11 protein-coding genes are annotated in these 25,402 nt (G+C 56.4%); all 11 read left to right on the top strand.

Annotated features, from left to right (window positions below):
- Positions 1-112 precede the first annotated feature (112 nt).
- From B0G52_RS05905 to B0G52_RS05855, 11 genes are read left to right on the top strand one after another with little or no spacing between them, the layout of a single operon-like run.
- A complete protein-coding gene (locus B0G52_RS05905; RefSeq protein ID WP_094042607.1) occupies positions 113-12,139 on the top strand; it encodes a non-ribosomal peptide synthetase in 12,027 nt (4,008 codons plus the stop codon).
- Entirely contained in the window at positions 12,136-12,948 is an 813-nt protein-coding gene (locus B0G52_RS05900; RefSeq protein WP_094042606.1) for a CPBP family intramembrane glutamic endopeptidase, read from the top strand. Before B0G52_RS05905 ends, B0G52_RS05900 begins: the two co-directional genes overlap by 4 nt.
- On the top strand, positions 12,945-13,592 hold the full coding sequence (locus B0G52_RS05895; protein WP_094042605.1) for a CPBP family intramembrane glutamic endopeptidase: 648 nt from the start codon (positions 12,945-12,947) through the stop codon (positions 13,590-13,592). Before B0G52_RS05900 ends, B0G52_RS05895 begins: the two co-directional genes overlap by 4 nt.
- On the top strand, positions 13,589-14,806 hold the full coding sequence (gene fabD, locus B0G52_RS05890) for an ACP S-malonyltransferase (protein ID WP_094042604.1): 1,218 nt from the start codon (positions 13,589-13,591) through the stop codon (positions 14,804-14,806). Before B0G52_RS05895 ends, fabD begins: the two co-directional genes overlap by 4 nt.
- Positions 14,807-14,821: 15 nt before the next feature.
- Entirely contained in the window at positions 14,822-15,634 is an 813-nt protein-coding gene (locus B0G52_RS05885) for a CPBP family intramembrane glutamic endopeptidase (RefSeq protein ID WP_094042603.1), read from the top strand.
- A gap of 15 nt (positions 15,635-15,649) precedes the next feature.
- Positions 15,650-21,079: a non-ribosomal peptide synthetase gene (locus B0G52_RS05880; RefSeq protein WP_094042602.1), complete on the top strand. Its 5,430-nt coding sequence runs from the start codon at positions 15,650-15,652 to the stop codon at positions 21,077-21,079.
- Positions 21,060-21,389 (top strand): hypothetical protein, encoded by a 330-nt coding sequence (locus tag B0G52_RS05875; protein WP_094042601.1) that lies wholly within the window; start codon positions 21,060-21,062, stop codon positions 21,387-21,389. The genes B0G52_RS05880 and B0G52_RS05875 overlap by 20 nt, the downstream gene beginning before the upstream one ends.
- Entirely contained in the window at positions 21,386-22,084 is a 699-nt protein-coding gene (locus tag B0G52_RS05870; protein WP_094042600.1) for an SDR family NAD(P)-dependent oxidoreductase, read from the top strand. Before B0G52_RS05875 ends, B0G52_RS05870 begins: the two co-directional genes overlap by 4 nt.
- Before the next feature lie 2 nt (positions 22,085-22,086).
- Positions 22,087-23,433: an ANL family adenylate-forming protein gene (locus B0G52_RS05865; protein ID WP_198960604.1), complete on the top strand. Its 1,347-nt coding sequence runs from the start codon at positions 22,087-22,089 to the stop codon at positions 23,431-23,433.
- A gap of 14 nt (positions 23,434-23,447) precedes the next feature.
- Positions 23,448-24,458 (top strand): hypothetical protein, encoded by a 1,011-nt coding sequence (locus B0G52_RS05860; RefSeq protein WP_094042598.1) that lies wholly within the window; start codon positions 23,448-23,450, stop codon positions 24,456-24,458.
- Positions 24,428-25,402, top strand: a complete 975-nt coding sequence (locus B0G52_RS05855; RefSeq protein ID WP_094042597.1) for a 3-oxoacyl-[acyl-carrier-protein] synthase III C-terminal domain-containing protein — start codon at positions 24,428-24,430, stop codon at positions 25,400-25,402. Before B0G52_RS05860 ends, B0G52_RS05855 begins: the two co-directional genes overlap by 31 nt.

The following is a 25,402-nucleotide window of genomic DNA, read 5'->3' as shown; positions in this document are numbered from 1 at the left end:
AGTGATCCATCTTTACAATTTTGTGCAAATGCACAGTCATTACACAAATTAACTAAAAGAGGGGAATGGCGGCCTGAACACGAGATTAGATGATTAGGAGGGAAGTCGAGCGATGCATAAAGGAAATACGCTAGTTGAATTACTCTCCGCAAATCGAACGCAGCATAAGGGAATAACGTTTGTGCACAAGAAAAAAGAATACCGCGTTTCTTACGAGCTGTTGCATGAACGAGCGGTTGCTTATCTCGGCGATCTGCAGAGGAAAGGGTTGAAGCAGGGGGATTATGTCATGCTGCTGCTTCAAGAGAACGACGCCTTTCTATTTGCCTTCTGGGCGTGCCTGCTCGGCGGAATCGTGCCGGTTCCGATCCAGTACGCGACGACGGATGATCAGACCGTTAAATTTTTCGAAGTATGGCGGATGCTTGAGAACCCCAGTCTGATTACCGACTCGGAACAGTACGAGCATCTTCGGCAGTTTGCAGACCAGCAGGAGCAATATCCGTTAGCGGGCCGCGAGCGCATCATCATCTACGACGAGCTGAGCTCGGTCGATCCGGGAATCATCCCCGACATTTCTCCCGGAGATTGCGCCTTTATCCAATTTTCCTCGGGATCTACGGGACAGCCTAAGGGCGTCGTGCTCACGCATGAAAATTTGCTGACAAATATTCGAGCCATCGTCAACGGCTGCGGGGCTGCGGAAACCGATTCTTCAATCAGTTGGCTGCCGCTCACCCATGATATGGGCCTGATCGGTTTTCATCTCTCGCCGTTGTACGCATCGATGGATCAGTGGATTATGCCTTCCACCTTATTCATGATGCAGCCGATGCTGTGGATGGAGCTCGTGCACACAGAGCGGATATCCATGCTGTCGTCTCCCAACTTCGGGTATCGGCATTTTCTCAGGCACTTCAAGGAGAAGGCGGCCAGCGAGTGGGATCTTGGCTGCGTCAGACTCATCTATAACGGGGCGGAGCCGATTGCGGCGCAAATCTGCGAGGACTTTGTGGATCGCTTGGCTCCATACGGATTGCGACGAAACGCGATGTTCCCGGTTTACGGATTGGCGGAAGCAAGTCTGGCCGTCACATTCCCGCCGGTGGAGGAAGAGGTTATTGCGATTCACCTCTCCAGACGAGCGTTGCGAATCGGCGAATCGCTGGCGATGAATCCGGACGACGAAGAGGATCGAGTCACTTTTGTAGATGTAGGATTTCCTGTAGCAGAATGCGAGGTGAGAATTAGCGGAGACGATCATGCCGAGCTTCCGGAAGGAACGGTTGGACATATCCATATTCGCGGAAAAAACGTAACGTCGGGATATTACCGAATGCCGCAAGCCAATGCGGCGTCATTCACACAAGAAGGGTGGTTTATTACGGGAGATATCGGCTTTATGCGCGGGGGCAGGCTTTGTGTCACGGGCAGACATAAGGACATCATTTTTGTAAACGGGCAAAATGTGTACCCCCACGACATAGAGGGAACGATTGAAGCTTTGGAAGGCATAGCGCCGGGCCGAACGGCGGCCTGCGGCGTTTATAATGAGCGGCTTGGAAGCGAGGAAGTCGTTTACTTCGTGTCTCATCGCGGGGAACTGGAGAAGTTTGCGGATCAGGCCGCAAGAATTCAGCGCGCGATAAACGCCCGCATGGGCATTGACGTGAGAAACGTGCTTCCCGTCAGGGCGATTCCGAAGACGACAAGCGGCAAAACGCAAAGATACAAGCTGGCGGAGCAGTTCAGGGCAGGCGAATTCGCCGAGCTGGCGCAAACGATGACGGGGCTCATGCAAGAGAGACTGCGGCACAAAGCGCATAAATCGCCGCAGAACGCTACGGAAGCTAAGCTGCTGGCCCTATGGCAGGAGGTGCTGGAGAGGGAGCGGATCAGCACGGACGACGCTTTCTTTGAAATCGGCGGACAGTCCTTGAGCGCTTCGCACATGCTCGCCCGGATCGAGCATGAATTCGAGGTCGAGGTCCCGATCCAGAGGCTGTTTGAGCTTGCGACCATTGAAGCGATGGCGGAGTTCATCGGTCAGGCGGACAAAGCTCGCGTCCAGCGGATAGAGCCGCTGGGAGAGCGGCGGGAAGCGTACCCGACGACATTTGCACAGCGGCGCATGGTGATGGCGGAGCAGAACGAAGGCGTGCAGACCGCTTATGTCATTGCAGGCGTTATGAAGCTTGCCGGGACGTTGGGCAGAGACGCCATCGCCCAAGCCTTCGATCAACTCGTCGCGAGACATGAAGCGCTGCGTACCTCGTTCCATACGAGGGAAGACGGGATTGTGCAGATCGTTCGCGACCGCGTGAATGTCGCCGTTGATTGGCGGGATGTCGCCGCCGAGCCGTCGGAGGCGCAGCTGCAAGCCGCTGTTCAAGCGTTCGATTTGTCGACGCCTCCGCTGATGAGGGTACAGGTGTGGTCATGGGCGGAAGATCGGCGTGCGGTAGCGATCCATATTCATCATAGCGTGGCAGACGGTATGGCGATGAATGTATTAATGGCGGAGTTCATTAAGCTCATGCAAGATCAGCCGCTGCCTGACCTCGCTCTGCAATACAGCGATTACGCTTGCTGGCAGCAGAGCGGGATGAAAGCCGAAGCGCTGGAGGCCGGACGGCAATACTGGCTGAACGCGCTGCAAGGCGAGCTTCCGGTGACAGAGCTGCTGACGGATCGGCGCAGACCTTCCGTCAAGAGCTATGCCGGAGCGTGCGTCAAGACGGGACTGGGCAAGGAAACCGTGCAGGCAATCCAGAGGCTTGCGCAACGGACGAACACGACGCTGTATATGGTCCTGTTGTCGGCCTACTCCATTCTGCTGTCGAAGCACAGCGGGCACGAGGAGGTCATCGTCGGATCTCCGATTGCGGGAAGAAAACATAGCGGACTGGAGCAAATGGTCGGAATGTTCGTCAACATGTCCGCGTTGCGAAGCTGTCCGGAGGGAGATAAAGCTTATTCCGATTACTTAACGGAAACGAAAGAAGCGGCGCTGGGCGCGTTCGCGCATCAGGATTATCCGTTCGAATTCGTAGTGGAGCAACTGGGCGTGCAGCGCGACCCGAGCCGGAACCCGCTCTTCGAATACGTATTTGTGCTGCAGGAGCGGCTGAACGTGTCCGGCGCGGCCGGAGGGCTGAGCTTCGAAGCCGACTTTATCGAGCCGACCTCGGTTCCGTTCGATCTGACGCTGGAGGCGTTGGTCCATGATGAAGGACTTGCCTTCACTTTCCGTTACGTGACGGAGCTGTTCCACGCTTCGACGATAGAACGATTGGCGGGGCACTATATTCGCATCCTGCAGGACATCGCTAAGCATCCGGGCAAGCGGTTGAAGGACATCGAGCTGCTGACGGCCGAGGAGGAGCGGCTGCTCACAAGCGGCTGGAACTTGGCGTTCGCCCCTTATCCGAAGGAGCAGACGATCTCGCAGCTGTTCGAGCGGAAAGCCGAGCAATACCCGGAGCGAATAGCCGTAACGTTGAACGGCAGTTCCCATTCCTATCGGGACATCAACGAACGAGCGAACCAGCTGGCGCATGCGCTGCTCGCGAACGGGGCAAGTCCCGGCTTTGTCGCGGGAATAATGGCCGATCGTTCAGTGGAGATGATCGTCGCCATTCTGGCGATCTTGAAGGCCGGAGGGGCGTATCTGCCGATTGATCCGACGTTCCCGACGGAACGCGTGGAGTACATGATGAGCGACAGCCGGGCAATCTGCATGCTGACGATGAACAAGTGGCAAGAGCGCTGCTCGCGCTTCGGCGATGTCATGCTGCTGGACGACGGCTCGAACGATCGCTTAAGCCGCGCAAATCTTCCGCCGCAGAGCGCAGCTGCGGATTTGGCTTACATCATGTACACGTCCGGCTCGACCGGCAACCCGAAAGGGACGTGCACGACACATGCCAACATTGTTCGAGTCGTGAAGGACACCAATTATATCGACATCACGAAGCAAGATGTGCTGCTGCAGCTGTCGAATTACGCTTTCGACGGCTCGACGTTTGATATTTTCGGCGCATTGTTGAACGGGGCAAAGCTCGTACTGGCCGATGCGGAGACGGTCAGCGACATGAATCGGTTGAGCGAGCTGCTGACGGCGGAAAAGGTAACCGTATTTTTCGTAACGACGGCGTTGTTTAACGTCATCGTGGAGCAATACATCGACTCGGTCGCGCATGTGCGCAAAATATTGTTCGGCGGGGAACGGGCTTCGGTGTCCCATGTTCACAAGGCGTTCCGGACGCTCGGACCCGGAAAGCTCATTCATGTGTACGGCCCGACGGAAACGACCGTATTTGCCACATATTACGAGATCGAGCAGTGGGAGGAGCAGGCGAGCGGCGTTCCGATCGGCAAGCCGATTAACGGAACGGGACTGTATGTCATGAACCGCTATGGGCGTCCGCAGCCGATCGGCGTGCCGGGAGAACTATGGATTTCCGGGGAAGGGCTGGCTCGGGGGTATCTTAACCTTCCGGACGTCACTGCCGAGAAGTTTATCCCGCATCCTTACGAGGCCGACAAGCGGGTGTACCGGACGGGGGATTTGGTGCGCTGGCTGCCCGGAGGCTGCATTGAATTTCTGGACCGGATCGATCAGCAGGTTAAAATTCGCGGCTTCCGCATCGAGTTAGGCGAGATCGAGGCGTGTCTGCTGGCCCATCCGCACATTCAAGAAGCGTGCGTCGTTGCGCGCGCAGCGGAAGGAAGCCCGTCTCTGTGCGCCTACTATGTCGCGAATGAAGTCGTAAACGGGGAGGAGATCAGAGCTTACTTATCCGAAGCGCTGCCGCTGTTCATGGTCCCTGCCGATTTGATCGCGCTGGAGGCGATGCCGTTAACGTCGAACGGGAAGATCAACAAGAAGCTGCTGCCCGCTCCTGATGCTTCTCGGACCAAGAACAAAGCCTTTGTGCCGCCGGTAGACGAGCTTGAACGCAAGCTGGCCGAGTTGTGGGAAAATCTGCTGCAACGTCAGCCGATCGGAAGAGACGACCATTTCTTCGATTTGGGCGGTCATTCGCTTAAGGCGACGATCCTGTTGGCCCGAATCTATGAGCAGTTTCAGGTGAAGATTCCCTTCCAGCAGTTTATGCGAATGCCTACGATACGAGATTTGGCCAAGTTAATCCAGCAAGAGGGATTGAAAGCGTTTACTCCCATGCGTTCGCTAGAAAATGAATCGGGAGAGTATCCCGTCTCCGCTGCGCAGCAACGGTTGATGATCCAGGAGCAATTGGAGGCGATGGGCACCAATTACAATATGCCGATCGTTCTGAAGGTGGACGGCTATCTTGATCCGCGTCAGGTGGAGGCAGCTTGGGAGCAGTTGGCTGAAATCCATGAACCGCTGCGCACCTCCTTCGTCTGGCGGCAGGGAGAAATGCGGCAAATCGTTCATCCGAACGTCCGCATTCGCGTCCACACCGAAACGATGGAGCAGGACATGGCGGAACAACGGCTGCGGGACTGGATTCGACCGTTTGATTTAGAGGCGGCTCCTTTGGTGCGAATCTATCTGCTGCGCACTTCTGCCGAAGAGCAGTATTTGCTCATCGACATTCATCACATTATTGCGGACGGTATCTCGGTTCAGTTCCTTCTTAACCAGATGTTCCGGTTGATGGGAGGATACCTGGCGGAGCGGCCGCGTCTGCAATACAGGGACTACGCGCAGTGGCTGGAAGAGGAGCGGCATTCCGCCTCGTTCCGGCGCCAGCGGCAGTATTGGCGGGAGCAGCTTGCCGGCGAACTTCCCGTGCTGAACCTGCCGCTGGACTTCCCGCGCCGGGAGCATAAGACGTATCGCGGCGAGACGCTTCGCTTTACCGTGAATGCGGAGACGGGAGAGCGAATCCGCGCAATCGCGCAGCGGGAGAACGTCACGGTCCATACCGTATTGTTCACCGTGTACAGCGTGCTGCTGTACAAGCTCAGCGGTCAGGACGACTTCATCGTCGGCTCCCTCGTCGCAGGGCGCAGCCATCCCGAAGTTCAGGACATGGTCGGCATGTTCAACAATTTCCTGCCGATCCGCTGCCGCCTGCCGGAGGCGCAGACGTGCGGAAGCTGGATGCAGCAGCTTCATCGTACGCTGATGGAGGCTTACGAGCACTCGGACTTCCCTTACGATCAGATAATCGCGGATACCGGCGCTTCCATCGACGCTTCCCGCAATCCGTTGTTCGACACGATGCTGGTCGTGCACAGTCAGATGGAATCCCCCGATACTTGGCGATTCGGGGAGTGGCGCTGCTCGCGCTATGAACTTGAACTGGGGCAGGCCAAGCTCGATTTCAAACTGGACGTTTACTTGACGGAACGCGGAGAGCTTCGCTGCGATCTGGAATTCAATACGGATTTATACGCCAGAAAGTCGATGGAACGCTTCGTCCGGCATTTTCAGATCGCCGCGGAGCGTCTGGCGAACGATTTGGATTTACTCGTGACCGAGCTGGACGTGCTTACCGCGCCGGAGCGGGAGCAAATTTTGTTCGAATTCAATTCGACGTTCCGGCTTTATCCGAGCGAGCAGACGCTGGTCGAGCAATTCGAGCGGCAGGCCCGGCTCACGCCCGATCGGATTGCGCTTACGCACGGCGAACGGGAATGGACCTTCCTTGAATTGGATCGATTGGCCAACCGGCTTGCCAGAACGTTAAGAAAGCTTGGCGTACGGCGGGAAGAAATTATCCCGATTGCGGCGGAACGATCCTTGGAGATGATCGTCGGCATCTGGGCGATTCTGAAAGCCGGCGGCGCGTATTTGCCGCTGGATCCGCATTACCCGCCGGAGCGAAGGAGGTACATTCTCGAGAATAGCCGGGCGCAGCGCATCTTGGCGCAGCATCGATGGATCGCTTCGATTCGGGCGGAGCTGCCGATCATCGATCTGGACGATGCGGCCAATTACGATGCGGACGATCAGCCGCTGCCTTCGGTGAACGAATCGCGGGACTTGGCTTATGTCATCTACACGTCGGGATCGACGGGACAGCCGAAAGGGGTGCTGATCGAGCATCGCTCCGTCATTAATCGTTTGAACTGGATGCACAGAAGCTACCCGATCGGTGCCGATGACGTCATTTTGCAGAAAACGCCGTATACGTTCGACGTGTCCGTGTGGGAACTGTTCTGGGGCGCTGCGCAAGGATCGGCCTTGCATTTGCTGGCGGCGGAAGGGGAGAAGGACCCGCGGCAAATCGCGGAAGCGATCGGGCGCCACCGGGTGACGACGCTGCACTTCGTTCCTTCCATGCTGCAAATCTTTCTACTGTACCTGCAGCAGCATCCCGAAGATATCGCGAAGCTGGCCGGCGTTCGGCACGTTTTTGCCAGCGGCGAAGCGCTGCATCCTCATCAGGTTCGGCTGTTCGAGTCGCTGCTGCATGAACGGTTCGGAGCCCGGCTTGTGAATCTGTACGGTCCGACCGAGGCGACGGTTGACGTGTCCTGCTTCGACTGCTTCGCCGAACCGATGGACCAGTTCGTGCCGATCGGCAAGCCGATCGACAACATCCAACTGCTCGTCTTGAACGATCATTTGCAGCTTCAGCCGATCGGCGTTCCCGGAGAGCTGTGCATCGCGGGGGACGGTCTGGCCAGAGGATATCTTAATCAGCCGGAATTGACCGCCCAGAAGTTTGTCAACCATCCCTTTGCCGACAAGCAGAAGCTGTACCGCACCGGGGATCTCGTCAGATGGCGCGAAGACGGTCATATCGAATATTTGGGCCGCTTGGACCATCAAGTGAAAATTCGCGGCTATCGCATCGAGTGCGAGGAGATCGCTCACCAGATGAACGCCGATCCTCGGGTTCGGGATGCGATCGTCGTCGCCCATCCGGATGCACAGTCGGAAGCATACTTGTGCGGCTACTATATTTCCGACCATGAGATCGGTTTGCCGGAATGGAGGACGCTGCTGGGCGCGACACTGCCGGATTATATGATTCCCGGCGTCTACGTCCGCTTGGAGCGATTCCCGCTCAGCGCGAACGGAAAGCTGAATCGCAAGGCGCTGCCGCTGCCCGAATTCGGCGGCCGTGACGGGGCGGCCTGCGCAGAGCCGAGCAATGAGTTCGAGAGCAAGCTTGCGGCGATCTGGCAGGAGCTATTGGGCGTTCGGCGGATTGGCGTGGAGGACAATTTCTTCAGCCTGGGAGGACATTCCTTGCGGGCGGCCCATCTCGTGACGAAAATTCATGAGGCTTTCCACGTATCAATCGCCTTAAAAGAAGTGTTCCAAGCGCCGACGATCAAACAATTGGCGCAGCGGATCGCTGCGGCGGAGCGGGAGCGGTTCGAATCCATCTCCCCGGCGGAGCCGAAGGACGCTTACCCGCTGTCCTCGGCGCAGAAGCGATTGTACGTTTTGCATCAGATGGAGGAGGCGAATACCGCCTATCATTTGTCGCAAGCGATTGAGATGAAGGGTTCGCTCGATGCGCGTAAAGTAGAAGCGGTCCTTCAACGGCTGATCCGGCGTCATGAATCTTTGCGGACCAGCTTCGCGTGGTCTGGGGGCGAACCGATGCAGCGCATCCATCCGCAGGTGGATTTCTCGCTCGAATTGGCGGATGGACAGGACGAGCGCGCGCACATCCAGTCTTTCCTGCGACCGTTCGATCTGACCCAGGCTCCTCTGCTGCGCGTTGTGCTCATTCGCAAGTCGCCGGACGATCATGTGCTGCTGTTCGATATGCACCATCTGATTGCCGACGGCCTGTCCACCGTACATTTGGCGAACGAGTTCATCGCGCTGTACGAAGGGAAGGAATTGCCGCCGCTCCGCATTCAGGTGAAGGACTATACGGAATGGCAAAACCGCTGGCTAAGCAGCGAACAGGCTGCACGGCAAGAACGGTTCTGGCTCGCGCAATTCGCCGACGGCGTTCCCGCGCTCCAGCTTCCGACGGACTTTGTGCGGCCGTCCAGAAAAACGACGGAAGGCGCCCGGATCGCTGCGCAACTGAGCGAGCGGGATTCGCAGGCGGTTCGCGACTTGGCCGCACGGTACGGGGCGACCCCCTACATGGTGCTGCTGACCGCATTTTACGCACTGCTGCACAAGTATGCCGGCCAGGACGAAATTGTCGTCGGCACGCCCGTAGCGGGCAGAACCCACAGCGACATCCAGCCGCTGATCGGGATGTTCGTGAACACGCTCGCGCTCAAGGTGAAAATCTCGGCAAACGAAAGCTGCGGAGAGCTGCTGAATGCAACGAAGGCATTAACGCTTGAGGCGTTCCAGCATCAAGACTATCCGTTCGAGCGCTTAATCGACGGGCTGAAGCTGGAACGGGATCTGTCGCGCAATCCGCTGTTCGATGCGATGTTTATTGTGCAAAACATGGGGCTGCCAGAGCTGGAGCTGGATGAGGTCTTATTCGCGCCCTATGCGCTGGACAATCCGACCGCCAAATTCGATTTGACGCTGGAGGCAGTGGAGCATGGAACGGCATTGACCTTAAACCTGGAGTATGCGACATCGCTCTTTACGCCGGAAACGGCCGAACGAATGCTGAGGCATTATATCCGAATCGTGCAAAGCGTTTGCCGCGAGCCGGACTGCTCCGTCTCCGAGTTGGAATGGATGAGCGAGGAGGAGAAGCGGATCATTCTTGGCGACTTTAACGCGACGCACAGAGATTATCTGGAGGATTGCACGCTGCTCGATTACTTTGAAATGCAGGCGGCGGATCGGAAGGAGCGGATTGCGGTACAGTGGCTGGACCTGAGCCTCGGCTACGGAGAGCTGAACGAGCGGGCGAACCGGCTCGCCCGCACGCTGCGCGAACACGGCGTCAAGGCCGATAGCGTCGTGCCGCTGTTGATCGAGCGTTCGCCGGAAATGCTGGTCGCCATCTTGGCGATCTGGAAGGCCGGAGGGGCTTACTTGCCCGTATCGCCCGATTTCCCGGCGGAGCGCATTCAGTACCTGCTTCAAGACAGCGGGGCCGGCATCGTAGTCGGCAGAGCGAAATATTGGCTTCCGCTGCAAGGGAGCATAAGCGAGCTTCAGACGGTAACGGGAATCGATGTGGACAGCGAGTCATCGTACGCGGACGATGGCAACAATCTGCCTCGTGCGCATACGAGCCGTCATCTGGCGTACGTCATCTACACGTCGGGCTCGACCGGGCGGCCGAAAGGAACGATGATCGAGCATCGCTCGGTGACGAATCGCCTGCTGTGGATGCAGGATCAATATCCGCTGGGTCCGGACAGCGTCATCTTGCAGAAAACGCCGTTCACCTTCGACGTCTCGGTATGGGAGCTGTTCTGGTGGATGATTTCCGGCAGCCGAGTGGCGCTGCTGGAAAGCGGAGGAGAGAAGGACCCGGCGCTAATTGTCACGGCAATCGAACGGTACGAAGTAAGCCATATGCATTTCGTGCCTCCGATGCTGAAGCTGTTTTTGGAGCGCTGTCATCGTACGGGACTGACGACCAAGCTCGATAGCCTCTCCTATGTATTTGCCAGCGGCGAAGCGCTGCAAGCGCCGCAGGTCGAGCAGTTCAAAGCGCTGAACGAGCGCTTCGGCACGCGACTGATCAACCTGTACGGTCCGACGGAAGCGACGGTCGACGTGTCCTATTACGAATGCCGCTGGGACGAGCCGGCAAGTATCGTGCCGATCGGCAAGCCGATCTACAATACGTCTCTGCTGATCCTAAGCGACAGCTTCCAATTGCAGCCGATCGGAGTTCCGGGAGAGCTGTGCATCGCCGGCGACGGCTTGGCTCGCGGCTATGCGAACCGGCCGGAATTGACGGCCCAAGCGTTCGTGGACCATCCGTTCCTCGCCGGTCGGAAGCTGTATCGCACGGGAGATCTGGCCCGCTGGCTGCCGGACGGAAACATTCAATACTTGGGAAGGAGAGACAATCAAGTCAAAATTCGCGGCTTCCGCATCGAATTGGGCGAGATCGAGCAAGCGCTCCTGAAGCACGAGCACATTCGCGAATGCGTAGTCGTCGTGAAGCGCAATAAGCAGAATGAGGATTATCTTTGCGGCTACATGGTGGCAAGCCAGCCTTTGTCGGGCGTCGAAGTCAAAGCATGGCTGCAGCGTAAAGTGCCGGAATATATGGTGCCCGGCTACATCGTGCAATTGGACCAAATGCCGCTCAGCTTTAACGGGAAGCTGGACCGCAAAGCGCTTCCCGATCCGCAAGGGGCAGGGGAAGGACGCGATGAGGCTTCGACGCTGCCGAACAGCGAAATCGAACGGCGGCTGGCCGCCATCTGGCAAGAGCTGTCGGGAATGGAGAAGTTCAGCGTTCACGACAACTTCTTCGACATCGGGGGAAATTCATTGCTGCTTGTCAGGGCGCAAGCGGAAATTGACACCGTGTATCCCGATCTGGTCAAAGTAACCGACTTGTTCACCTATTCGACGGTATTCAAGCTGGCCGAACACATCCGATCACGCAAGAAGCAGGCTGCAACGGAGAAAATTGCGCTGATCCCGTGGCCGCTGGGCGACTTTGGCCCTTCTGCCTCGCAACAAGCGGGAAGAGAGTACCGCTATACTCCGGACAAGAAGGCGATCGACCAACTGACTTCTATCGCCGCGCGGCTAGGCGTGGACATTCACGACATCTGGCTGGCGATTTATGCCTACTTGCTTCACGAGCGTTCCGAGCAACAAGAGATTACGATACAAGTCGTTCGCCAACAAGGATTTGTCGGCGAGCTGCGGCAAAGCTTCGTTCGGGTGAACCATTTTGGACAATTGATTGCGAGTATCCATGAAAGCCTCCGCACGGGTTCGGCATTAGGCATTCCGCTGTCCGAATGGCGCGAGAGAGTTGTAAAAACGAGAGAAAAAGGAACGTTATTGCCCGTATTTTCGCAAGACGGGCCGCATTCTCTCGCAGGGGAGAGCGATTACGACATTTGCATTGGCGCGAGCTTGTCCGCCAAGCGTGAAATCCAGCTCGTGCTGCAATTCAACGCACATCGCTTAAACCCGGACAGAATGAAGCGGCTGCTGCAATCTTTCGTCCAGGTCATGCATCAAGTCATCGAAGCCTTTACCGCCGATGTGAACGCAGCTGTAGCAAGGGAAACTTCCCGTAACTCAAATGGAGGCGACAACGAACAATGAAAAAAACGACTTCCAAAAGCTTGTTCAACATCGTGTGGATCATCGCCGTTTATTTTGTTTTATTCTATGGCCTAATCCAAGTTTACTCCCGGTTTGTGTACCCGACGTCCGGCTGGTTTGAGGACAATCCGATCGCCTTTATCGTCTTTAACGACATCATTCAAATGCCTCTCCTCTTTTTCATCCTGCTGAAGGTTCGCAAGGTTCATATTTTCAAGGAAGCCGGTTTTACCAAGCTCGGCATGCCGCAAGTCGTCACGATTGTCTCGATCGGTTTGCTGATGGGCTGGTTTACGGATCTATTTTTCAGTCTGAGCTGGATTCAAGAGCAATTTCCGCAGTTCGAGGAGATCTTGGCCTACCTCAACGACGGCTCAAGCGTGCTGATGTTTCTCGCCTTCTTGTTGTACGGCAATATTTACAAGGAAATGCTGTTTCGCGGCATGATTTTTAAGGAGCTGCGCAACCTGTCGCCGCTGACGGTCGCCATCCTTATTCAAGGGATTTTGTATGGCGGATTGTTTTTCAGCTTTGACATTCCGTTAACGGTGTACGGATTTCTGGGCGCGGTCGTGTTCGCCCTTCTGTATGTTCGTTATCGTTCGATCTGGGCGCCGATTGTTGCGCAATACGCCTGTCAAGGCAGCCAATATGTATTCAGAAGATCGGAGACGCACGTCACCGACCCGAATATGCAGTACCTCTTCCTGACGATTACAGGAATCGCGATCGTTGCTCTGCTTATCGTGATCTTCAACAAGCATCGGGGATTGCAGGCCCACGCGATTCGTAAGGAGGGGGCGGCGTGAAAGTCGTTCGGGCCATCGGCTTCATCGTGCTGTATTTGGCGATCTATGTCGCCGTTCAGCTCGTCAGCCAAAGCGTGTTGTCGCAATTGTCTCTTCAGGTGTCGTTTATCGTCAACAACGTCTGTACGCTCGCGATTTATGCGCTGCTGATGAAAGCCCGCAAGCGGTCGCTGCTGATCTTCTGCCGAGTGAAGCCCATTTCGACCAAGGCGCTCCTCATCGCTCCGTTGATCGGAATCGCGCTAGGAACCGTCATCTACAGCGCAGCCAACCTCCCGGTCATTCGGGAGGATTGGCCGCAAATTTACAATTTGGTGGAATTCGTCGGCGGAGGAGGGAATGCGATTGCGTTAACGCTGCTCAGCACGGTGTTGATCGGTTCCTTGTTTGAGGAAGTGCTGTTCCGGGGGCTGATTCTGAATGAAGTTCGCGCCGTATCCCCGGTCTATGTCGCGGTTCTTGTTCAGGCCGTGCTATTTGGAGTCATCATGATGGATCCGATTTTAGGAGGCTTTGCCGCCTTAGGGGCGCTCTTATACGGGCTTGTCTACTGGGCTTCCGATTCCTTGTGGGCTTCCTTGATCGTGCACGTATTCAGCAGCGGAACGGTGATGGTTTGGTTTCAAATGGGGGTGAGTCCATGAAGAAGGTGGCGCTGCTGTTCCCGGGACAAGGCTCGCAAATGGCGGGTATGGGAAAATGGTTTTACGACCATTACCCGATCGCCAAACGAACCTTCGAAGAAGCCGACGACACGCTGGGCTGGAGCGTAACAAACGCCTGCTTTCACGGTCCGATAGACCAGTTGACGAGCACCGACGTTGCTCAGCCGGCGCTGCTGACCGCTTCGATGGCGATGTATCGCGTGTATAGGGAGGAGATCGGAGTTCATCCCTTTGCCGCGGCGGGACACAGCCTCGGGGAATATTCGGCGCTTTGCGGAGCGGGGGCAATCTCTTTCGCCGAGGCATTAGAGCTTGTGCATTTCCGGGGGCAAACGATGAAGGCGGCTTCAGAGCTAGGAACGGGTACGATGCTCGCCGTCGGCGGAATCGATTATTTAACGGCAGAGGAGCAGCTGGCGACACTGACTGCAAGCCGTGAAGAGGCCTGCATCGCCTGCTACAACGGGCCCTTCCAAGCGGTCGTCTCCGGAACCTATCCGGCGATGGAGCGGGTGGAGTCCCATTTCCGCAAGCTCGGAGCGAAGGTAACCCATTTGCAAGTCGGCGCTCCTTTTCACCACCCGCTGATGCAGTCCGCAGCCGAGGAGCTGAAGCGCCGGCTTGAACAGGTCGCGTTCAAAACTTTGCATTACAAAGTGCTGTCAAACGTAACGGGCCATGCGATTGATGCGAACAAGCAAAGTCTGGTCGAGGAATTGACCCGGCAAATGACGCTGCCCGTACAGTGGCACAAATCGATGAACGTTCTGCATTACTGGGGAATCGAGCTGGCGATCGAGCTGGGGCCGAAAACGGTTCTGAAGCAGCTATTGAAAAGCCATGAAGCGATCGATGCGTTTGCCTACGACGTCGCAGAAGACCGCAAACGGCTGGCCAGCCGGATCGCGAACAGAACCGGAGAGGCAAGTCGCAGCGATCATCCTATTGCTAAGCTGGTAGCCATTGCGGTCACGGAACCGAATCGCCGTCCAGACGATCCGAAAGCTCGGCAAGGCGTCGTGGAGCCTTACAAGCGGCTCATCGATCTTCGCGGCAGGCTGGAGCAGCAGAATAAGCAGCCTGGCCCGGAGGATATTCACCAAGGACTGCAATGGCTGCAAGCGATTTTGCAGATGAAAGGCGTTCCGCCGGAGCAGCAGAGGAACAGACTTGCGGAAGCGAACCTTATTTAACGGAAGGTGGACGCGATGAAAAAATATGTGGCTGCAGCGGCGAACGTCATTCTTTATTTTGTCGTTTTCTATTTCTCCATATTTGTATTCGGACGCCTGCTGGCCCTGGAAGCTTACGGGAAGCTGATCGATGCGAATCCGCCGCTTCATCTGATTTTCATTTTCGGTTTGACGATGCTGCTCTATTGGCTGCTGTATAAGCTGAACCTGGTATTCCGCAACACGGAGCGTCAATCGTTCGTTCAGGCGGTGAAGCTCGTGAAGCTGCCGCCCGGAATGGCCGCGTTCAGCTTCCTGATCGGACTCGCGGGGGCGCTGGCCAGCCTGGGGCTGTTGGAAATCGTGTCGTTAAAGGAGGTGTTCCCGGATTTGGAGGCCAATGTGGACTCGATGATGGGCAGCGGGAATTTCCTGCTGATTGTCGCGACGCTCGGCATTCTGTTTCCCGCGCTTGAGGAAGTGCTCTTCCGGGGGCTTGTCTTTAATGAGCTAAGAAAAGTAATGCCGGTAGGGATCGCAGTGATTGTACAAATGGTCGGTTACGTCGTCGTTCAGCCAAGCGCCGGCTTCATGCTCATTTCGGTTGTGACCGGCACGGTGTATTGCTTCATCTATATCATTGCGCGTTCCTTATGGGCGCCGATCATCGTGCAGATTACGGCGATGAGCTTGTTCTTCGTCGGCTATAAGCTGGACGTCGGCAAGGGATGGATGAGCAACGACCCGGCGGCGATCGCGATGACGCTGATCGGCGTGGCCGGCATGATCGCTCTGACGATTTTGCTGAATAGGAGGAACAGAGACACTCGGCCGGCGACGACATTTTAGACGAGGGGGAGTAGCATGCTGCAATTTCAATCGATCCGCTTGCGAGACGATGAAGAAGACGCGATTGAAATTTCGGAAGTATCAAACAGAGACATCGCGATTATCGGCATGTCCGCCAAGCTGCCTCATGCAAGCACCCTGGAGCAATTTTGGGAGAACCTGGAGCAAGGCTTGGATTGTATCGGACCGCTTCCGGAAAACCGGCTGCGTGACATTGAAGATTACATGCACAGACTGCATATTGACCGAAAATCCGCGAAGCTGCTGGAATGCGCCTTTTTGGATGACATCAGTACGTTCGACTACAGCTTTTTTCGCCTGTCTCCCAAGGAAGCGAGCCTGATGAATCCCAATCAGCGGCTGTTTCTGCAGACGGCCTGGCAGACGATCGAGGATGCGGGTTACGGAGGGGATGCGCTGAGGGGGAGCAGAACAGGGGTGTTCCTCGGGTATAACGCCGACAGCTTTCACGATTACAAACGGATGATCGAAGCGCTGGACCCGCAATCGCTCGGACTGGCCATTCCCGGCAACCTCAGCTCGATGATCGCCAGTCGGATCGCCTATTTGCTGGACTTCAAGGGACCGGCTCTTATGGTGGATACGGCATGCTCGTCCTCGCTCGTTGCCGTGCACCTTGCCTGCCAGGCGATTCGCAATGGAGAATGCGAGCTTGCGCTGGTCGGCAGCTCCAAGCTCTATACGTTTCCGGTCGATCTCGGCATCAGCGTCGGAATCGCGTCGGCCGACGGGCGGGCGAAGCCGTTCGACATTCGCGCGGACGGAACGGGCGGGGGAGAAGGGGTCATCGGCGTGCTGCTGAAGCCGCTGCAGCAGGCGATCGACGCCGGCGACAGCATCTATGCCGTCATTAAAGGCAGCGCCGCCAATCAGGACGGCAGCTCGGTCGGCATTACCGCGCCGAACGCCGCCGCGCAGGAAGACGTCATCGTGCAGGCCTGGCGAGATGCGAATGTGGAGCCGGAGACGATCTCCTGCATCGAAGCCCATGGGACGGGCACCGTGCTGGGAGATCCTATCGAGATCGAAGGGATTACGCGGGCATTCCGAAACTCGACGGAGGCGAATCAATTTTGTGCTATCGGTTCGGTAAAAAGCAACATTGGTCATTTGGACCACGCTGCAGGGATCGCCGGTTTAGTGAAAGCTGCGCTCTCCCTGAAGAAGCGTATAATCCCGCCAACGATTCATTTTACGCAACCGAATTCGGCCATCGATTTTATCCGTTCTCCTGTATACATCAACGATCGTGCGAGAAAGTGGGAAAAGGCGGCCGCTCCTAGAAGAGCCGGAGTAAGCGCCTTCGGCATGAGCGGTACGAACTGTCACGTTATTTTGGAGGAGAGCCCGCAACCGGGCGACGAGGAGCGTACGGACGAAGAGGCGCAGGGCGGCTCCGTGTTCACCCTGTCGGCGAGAAGCCGCGACTCCCTTCTCCGAATGATCGAAGACTATATCTCGTTCCTCTATCAAGAGAGCGCGGAGCGGTTGTCCGTTCGGGACATTTGCTTCACCTCCAGCGCGGGCAGAGGGCATTACGATTATCGGATCGCCTGCGCAGTGCGGGACGTGCCGGAATTGCGCCATAAGCTGGAGCAGATTCAGTTTATGGCGTCCTCGCCGGCGGCTTCGGCGGATCTCGCTCTAGCGGGAAGCGCAAGAGGCGTTTTTATCGGGGCAAAAATGCTGGCATCAGGCGGACAACCGGATCATGCCGGGGATGGAGAGGCAGATTTGGCGGATGCGTCGGCGGAAGAGGCGCTGGCCAGAGATTACGCGCAGGGCGCTAACGTCGATTGGTCCGGCGTGTATGCCGGCGAGCGCAGGAAACGGCTGCACCTGCCCACTTATTCGTTCCAGCCCTATCGCTGCTGGATCAAGCCGAATGTGGAGCACTCCGGCTTGATCCCGGTCATTGTCGCGCCGGTGGCGGCCGCAGCCGCAGCGGAGACCGAAACGGAGGCGCGAGCCTCTGCCAACCGAGTTAAGCTTGCAGGCAAAGCCTCGGGAGAATACGACTCGCTGGAAGACGGCATCGGGCAAATCGTGGGCAAAATGTTGGGGTTTGAAGAAATCGACGTCACCGAGCACTTCTATCAGCTTGGCGGAGATTCGATTATTGCGATGCAGGTCGTTCATGAGATCGAGCGGCTGCTGGGCGTTCCGATTGCCATTACAGATGTTTTGCAGCAGGGAACGGTGCTGAACTTGGCCCGATTCGTTCGGCAGTCCAAGAGCGGGACGGCGGGAGCGGACAAGCTTCTGCCTTTGGTTCCGGTGTCCGCGCAGACGGCCTATCCTGTCTCGTCCGCGCAGAAGCGGCTGCTGCTGCTGGATCGGCTGCAGCCGGGCAGCACCAATTACAACTTATCCGAAGCGCTGCGGCTGAGAGGGAGGCTCGATCGCACCCGGTTGGAGAAGACGCTGAAGCAGCTCGTCGATCGGCATGAGAGCTTGCGTACCAGCTTTCATTTTTACGGCGGCGATCCGGTTCAGCGCATCCATGACGAGGTTTCCATCGAAATCGCTTGGGCGGAAGCTTCGGAGGACGAGATCGACGCTCGGATTCGGCAGTGCATTCAGCCCTATGATTTAGGCAGCGCGCCATTGTTCCGTGTGTTTGCGTTCGAACTGGACCGCGAGGAATATATGCTGCTGTTCGACATGCATCATATTATCTCGGACGGCACGTCGATGGGGATACTGGTTCGGGAATTTGTCGCTCTGTACGACGGACAGCAGTTGTCGCCATTGGAGCTGCAGTATAAGGATTATTCGGTCTGGGAGCGGGAAATCTTGCAATCGACCGAATTGGCCAAGCAGAAGCGGTTCTGGCTGGAAGCTTTGGCGGGCGAGCCGCCGATTCTGGATCTGCCCACAGACTTTGTACGACCGCCGGTCAAAAGCGAGAGAGGGCATACGATTTTCCTTGAGCTCGAAGACGAGCTGACACAGCAGTTGAAGCAATTCGCTCGCGAAGCGAATACGTCCTTGTTTATGGTCATGATGAGCGTCTATCAAATCCTGTTGGCGAAATATTCCAATAATGAAGAGATAGCTGTCGGCACCCCGATTGCGGGACGGCTGCATCCGGATTTAGGCGGGCTTGTCGGGATGTTCATCAATACGCTGGTGTTTCTGAACAAGCCTTCGCCCAGCAAGACGTACGAGCAGTTTCTTGGCGAGGTTAAAGCCTATTCGCTGCAAGCGTACCAGAATCAGGATTTTCCGTTCGACGATCTGGTGCGGGAGCTGGGGTTCACGGATTTAAGCCGCAATCCGATCTTCGATACGATGTTCATCATGCAAAATTTGAAAATGCCGGGGATGACGGGAGAGCATTTCGAGCTGAGCTCCTATCCGATCGCTTCGAATACGGCCAAGTTCGACTTGATGGTGCAAGCCGTGGAACGGGGCAACCGCATGGAACTGATCGTGGAATACTGCACCGATCTGTTCCGGCAGCAGACGGTCGAGCAAATGATGGAGCACTATATCGAATTGCTGAAGCAATGCAGCGCATATCCACAAACGGCCATCGGCGAGCTGAACATGCTCACGGAGCGGCAATGGCGGCGGATGACGGTGGAATTCAACGAGATGTCGGGGGAATATGACGAGAGTTTAATGATTCATCAGATGTTCGAGCGGCAGGCCTGGTTGAATCCGGCGCAGCCGGCCGTCGAGCTTGAGGATCGATTCATCACCTACGGAGAATTGAACGAGAAAGCCAACCAGCTTGCGCGCCTGCTAAGAAGCAAGGGCGTCAAAGCCGATGAGGTTGTCGGCCTGCTGACGTATCCGTCGCCGGAGATGATGATCGGCATCCTGGCCGTGCTAAAGGCCGGGGGCGCGTACCTGCCGATCGATCCGGAATATCCCGAGGCGCGCAAGTCGTTCATGCTGAACAATTGCCGGGCGAGCATTGTGCTGACGAACGCGGCAGGGGTCTGGAATCCGGGAGAGGACAAGGAAGTGCTGGATCTGCTGGACGACGGCCTGTACGAAGGGGATAAGAGCGACCTGCAGCCGGTGCAAACCGCCCGCGATCTCATGTACGTCATCTACACCTCCGGTTCGACGGGCGATCCGAAAGGCGTCATGATCGAGCATCGTTCCTTTCACAATTTCGCCTACACGATGAACCGGCACTGCGGCGAGACGTTTGGTCCGAACGATCGCGGTCTAGGCTTAACCAACATTTCCTTTGACGTCAGTGTATGCGAGCTGTTTATGCCGCTCGTGTTCGGGGGCACGCTCGTGCTGTACGATATGCGCAATTTCGTCAACGTCAAACCTTTGGTCGAGACGATTGTGCATAAGCGGATTACGTTCGCCTACATTCCGCCGACGATTTTGTCCGCTGCAGCCAAAGGCTTGGCCGAGCATCGCGACAAGATCAAGCTGAATAAAATGCTGGTCGGCGTCGAGCCGATCAAGGACACGGTGCTGGAGCAATTTATCGAGCTGAATCCCGCGATGTCCATCGTTAACGGCTACGGCCCGACGGAAACGACGATCTGCTCCAACATGTATGTGTATCGCTCGCGTTCGCCCGAAGGAAAAAATGTGCCGATCGGCCGACCGCTCTACAACAACCAAGCTTACATCCTGGGCGCCGGGGACCTGCCCGTTCCGATAGGCGTCGCCGGGGAGCTGTGCATCTCCGGCAAAGGCTTGGCGCGGGGCTACATTCACCGGCCGGACCTGACGGCCAGAAGCTTTGTCGAGCATCCGTGGCTTTCCGGCGAGCGAATGTACCGTACCGGCGACCTGGCGAAATGGCTGCCGGACGGCAACGCGGTTTATTTGGGCCGAATAGACCGTCAGGTGAAAATTCGCGGTTATCGGATCGAGCTGAGCGAGGTCGAAATTCAACTGCTGAAATGCCCGTCGATTCGCGAGGTCGTCGTGACGGCGGAAGCGGAGGAGGGCGGCGCGGGATACAGCCGCTTGTGCGCCTACTTTGTCGCCGACGCCGAGCTTTCCTTGAACACGTTGAGAGAAGCCGTGCTGAAGGATTTGCCCAGCTTTATGATCCCATCGTATTTTGTACAGATTGACGAGATGCCGTTAACGTCGAATGGCAAAATCGATCGCAAAGCTTTGCCGCATCTGGAAGGGAGAAAGTCTCATCTGGAGAGCTACGAGGGACCGACGAACGAACTGGAGGAGCAAATCGCGGCGATCTGGCGGGAAGTGCTGAACCTGGACAAGATCGGCATCAACGACAGCTTTTTCGATCTGGGCGGCCAGTCGATTCAAGCCGTTCGGGTGCAAATCGAGCTGGAGGACAGAGGTTTCCCGATGGACGGCTTGAACATCGTCGAGCACAACACGATCCAAGCGTTGGCTTCGCACATGGAGCAGCTAAAAAAATCGCAAGCAGGAAAGGAAGAGCGCCATGACAACGAATACGAATAAGCCGCAATCCATGGAAGCGATTTTGGGTGACATCGTTTATCCGGCTCTGGAAGAGATTTTGAGCGCCAAGGAAGCCGCAATCGAGATGAGCGAGACGACGGTGCTGTTCGGCGAGGGAGCCGTATTGAATTCGCTGGAGTTGGTCAGCTTTATCGTGCTCGCGGAAGAGCGAGTCAACGACAATCTGGAATCCGGCGGCATTACGTTAACGAGCGAGAAAGCGATGTCGCGATCGTCCACGCCCTTCAGAACGGTCGGAACGCTGGCGGAGTACATCGACGAGCTGCTGCAGGAGGAGGCGGCGGTATGAGTGTACCGGTTACCGTCATTACGGGCACGCGCAAAGGAATCGGCCAATATCTCGCCCGGTACTATGCCGATCTTGGCCACTCTGTCGTCGGCTGCAGCCGGAACGAGGCGGATTGGACGCACGATCGTTACGATCACATCGTCGCCGATGTGGCGGATGAAGCGGACGTGAAGCGGGTTTTCAAGCACGTCAAGAAAAAATACGGCCGCCTGGACAATATGATCAATAACGCCGGAATCGCCTCGATGAACCACAGCCTGCTAACACCGTTATCCACCGTGACAAGCATCTTCGACACGAATGTGAAGGGCACATTTTTATTTGCGCGGGAAGCTGCCAAGCTCATGATGAAGCATCGCTACGGTCGTATCGTCAATTTCTCAACGGTGGCGTACCCGCTGCAGCTGACCGGGGAATCGATCTACGCGGCCTCCAAAGCCGCGATCGTCTCCTTCTCCGAGATTGCCGCCAGAGAATACGCGGAGTATGGCATTACCGTCAACTGCGTCGGGCCGACTCCGGTCATGACCGATCTGATCCGCACCGTGCCGCGTGCGAAAATGGACGACCTGATCGCGCGGCAGGCGATTCAGCGAATGGGCACGTTCGAGGACGTAGCCAATGCGGTCGATTTCTTTATCCGCAAAGAGAGCGATTTTATTACGGGACAATGTCTCTACTTGGGAGGGGTGTGAAGTTGCATACTCGCTTCCTGCTTGAGAGATTTCGAGACTGCGGCTCGAAAGAAGCGATTATATGGAAAGGCGAGTCTTACAGCTATGCGAGGCTGCTGGAAAGCATCGAAGAGTGCCGCTCGCTGCTCGACCGGTACCGGGTTCAAGCGGGAAGCGTAGTTGTGCTTGAGGGCGATTTTACGCCGGGCACGCTCGCGTTTATGTTCGCTCTGATTGATCGGGAATGCCTGATCGTTCCGCTGACAAGCGGCATGGACAGCCGGAAGGAGGAGATTTACGAGATCGCACAGGCTCAGCTTGTGCTGGCAATGGATGCGGAGGATCGGGTGTCCGTGTCCTCGTTCCCGACGCGGACTTCGCATGAGCTGCTCATCTCGCTTCAGGAGCGCGAGCATCCGGGCCTCATTTTGTTTTCCTCCGGTTCCACCGGCAAAAGCAAAGCGACCGTCCACGATTTTACCGTCATGCTGAAGAAGTTTGCGACGGACCGCGTCAGGGCGGGCAAGCGGATCATGGGCTTCCTGTTCTTCGATCATATCGGCGGAATCAATACCGTTCTGAACGCGCTGTCGAGCGGCGGCTGCATCGTGGCGCTGGAGGACCGTTCGCCGGACCGGGTATGCGCCGCGATTGCCCGGCACAAAGTTCAGGTGCTGCCGGCATCGCCGACGTTCCTGAACCTGCTCTTGCTGAGCGAGGCGTACCGACGGCACGATCTGAGCAGTCTGGAGCTGATCAATTACGGTACGGAGGCGATGAACGAGCATACCTTGACGCGTATTCGCGAGGTTTTGCCGCAGGTGGGCTTGCTGCAAAGCTACGGCATGTCGGAGATCGGCATTATCCGATCTTCGTCGCGCTCACCGGATTCCTTATGGATGAAGTTCAAGGGCGAGGATTACGAGACGCGGATCGTGGACGGGCTGCTGGAGGTCAAGTCGGAATTTACGATGCTGGGCTATTTGAACGCCGAAAGCCGGTTTACGGAGGATGGCTGGTATCGAACAGGGGACGCCGCAGAGTGCGACGGAGAGTATTTTCGCATTCGGGGACGGCAGTCGGAAATGATCAACATCGGCGGGGAAAAAATTTATCCGGTCGAAATCGAAAACGTGCTGCTGCAAATGGACGAAGTGATCGAGGTTTCCGTTGCCGGCGAGCAAAATCTCATTACCGGCACGATGATTACCGCTACCGTTCAACTGCGGGACCGCCTGCCCGCCGCCGAGTTTAGAGCGCGCATGAGAGCGTTCTGCCGCGACAAACTGCCGGTGTGGGGAATTCCGCAGAAATGCGTGATCGTCGAAGAGCTGGCTCCCGGAAACAGAATGAAGAAGAAAAGATCATGACAGGGGAGAAAAGGATGAAATACTCGAATCGGATCAAGCCTTTTGACGAGTTTTGGATGAACTGCATCCTCAACCAAATGTTCTCCGTAGCCTGTACCTATGAGCCGAGCTATCGCTATGCCGCCTACTTGAATTCCTATCAATATTTTCGCTGGGAAGCGGCCACCGATCCGCTGTTCCGGTATCCGACGATCGATTCGATGTATTATTTGGATTTTCTGTATCGGAACGAAGGGCGGAAGAACCATGACTTCTCCCTTTCCAAAGTGTTTGGGCCGCTCGTTCTTCATCATTTCCCCGACCGGGACAGCTACTTGCACGAAATTCGCGAGCTATGCAAGGCCAATCAGATTTTCAGCCTGAATGTCGATTTATTTTACTGGATTCCGAACAGCATGGCCTATCAGAAGTTCCATTGGTACCATTACTCGCTGTTTAACGGCTACGACGAGGCCGCGTCCACCTACTACGTGATCGACGACAACCTGGACGGATATATGGAGCACGCCATTCCGGAGGAAAGGCTGATCGTGTCCTACGAAAATTCGGAGTGCCGCACAAACCCCGACTACGTGCTGCCGCCCGTCTTGAAGTACAGCGTCCGCGAGGAGATTCCGCCTTACGAGCTGACGCTGCAGGAGGTATGCTTTCACGCGGATCGGCTGATTCGCGAGATTCGCAGCTTCTCGCTGGAAGGGCAGTGGAACGTGGAGCTGGACGAGAGCAGGCTGAACGATTATCTCACCTACAGCGTGGTCGGCATCAACATTATTGCCAATCGTCACAAGGCGAACGAATCGTTGATTCGTTCGTTGCGCGAGCTGTCTTTGATTCCGGCGGATACGTTCGAGCGGCTGCTGGCACAGATTCAAGAGATTCGCAGCGGCTGGGATTTCGTCAAACAGCTTTTTATGAAGGCTTCGATCCAGCGCAAGCTGGATCGGCCGCAGTGCTGTAAGCTCGCCGAATCCTTGTTTGCCAAGGAGGTAGCGTTATGGGAAACGCTGTTGCGGACCAAGCATTAACCGGGCCGACGAACAAGCAGGCGCGCTTTGCCATAGCCGATCTTTCGCATTACATCCCTGAATCGCGATTTTCGGTTCGCGACGGCGCAGCGCATTTGCGGCGGCAGGGCATGACGATTACGGAGGCGCAGATCGAAGCTTTTCAACGGGACTACGGGTTTATGCAGGCCCCGTTCGAAACGGAGCTGTCCGTGGAAGAAATGATTGCTGCGGCGTGCACGCCCTTGCTGGACAGAAATTCGCTTCCGATTCAAGTGCTGATGTTCGTCAACGGAGGCAACTGGGGGCTGCAGCATAATGTGTTCAAAGCGCTGCTTCACAAGTACGAGCAGCTTCGCGGCGCGGACATCTATTCGATCGGGAAGCAGACGTGCGCCTCGTTCCATATGGCCTTGCGGATGGCGACTCATCTGTTTGACGCAAGCCGCGACGAGGGAGCGATTCTTATCGTTGCCGTAGACAAATTAAGCGTTAACTCGCACAAGCTGACCGAATTTTATTTGTGCGGCGACAGCGCCTCGGCCTGCTTGCTCACACCGTATGGCGCAGGCCACAAAACCTATGAAGTGTTTAATCAAGACGGATATGTGTACGACCAATCGAACGCAGAAGGCGTGGCGCTCTTTAACACCACCTTCTTCCTGGGCATTCGCGGCGCGATCCAGTCCATTCTCAAGCAAGCGAAGCTGTCGCTGGACGACGTGAAGCTCATTGTCGGCTCCAACGTCAGCTTGAAGGCTTGGGAGACCGTCGCTTACCTGCTGCGCGCGCCGCTCGAGAAGTTCTATGTGAAGACGCGCGAGGTGGGGCATCTGCCCAGCTCGGACATCCAATACAATCTTGCTCAGGCAATTGCGGAGGGAGCGCTTAAGCAGGGAGATTACTATATTACGATTAACGTGGGCTACGGCGGGTTTATGGGCTGCGCGCTCCACCAATATTGA

Origin of the sequence: Cohnella sp. SGD-V74, from assembly GCF_003001675.1 — a bacterium.
GTDB lineage: Bacteria > Bacillota > Bacilli > Paenibacillales > Paenibacillaceae > Cohnella.
This window is presented reverse-complemented; position numbering and strand designations above follow the sequence as displayed.

Coding starts and splice junctions, on each gene's coding strand:
- B0G52_RS05905 (WP_094042607.1), top strand. CDS start 113: ATGCATAAAGGAAATACGCTAGTTGAATTACTCTCCGCAAATCGAACG.
- B0G52_RS05900 (WP_094042606.1), top strand. CDS start 12,136: ATGAAAAAAACGACTTCCAAAAGCTTGTTCAACATCGTGTGGATCATC.
- fabD (WP_094042604.1), top strand. CDS start 13,589: ATGAAGAAGGTGGCGCTGCTGTTCCCGGGACAAGGCTCGCAAATGGCG.
- B0G52_RS05885 (WP_094042603.1), top strand. CDS start 14,822: ATGAAAAAATATGTGGCTGCAGCGGCGAACGTCATTCTTTATTTTGTC.
- B0G52_RS05880 (WP_094042602.1), top strand. CDS start 15,650: ATGCTGCAATTTCAATCGATCCGCTTGCGAGACGATGAAGAAGACGCG.
- B0G52_RS05875 (WP_094042601.1), top strand. CDS start 21,060: ATGACAACGAATACGAATAAGCCGCAATCCATGGAAGCGATTTTGGGT.
- B0G52_RS05870 (WP_094042600.1), top strand. CDS start 21,386: ATGAGTGTACCGGTTACCGTCATTACGGGCACGCGCAAAGGAATCGGC.
- B0G52_RS05860 (WP_094042598.1), top strand. CDS start 23,448: ATGAAATACTCGAATCGGATCAAGCCTTTTGACGAGTTTTGGATGAAC.
- B0G52_RS05855 (WP_094042597.1), top strand. CDS start 24,428: ATGGGAAACGCTGTTGCGGACCAAGCATTAACCGGGCCGACGAACAAG.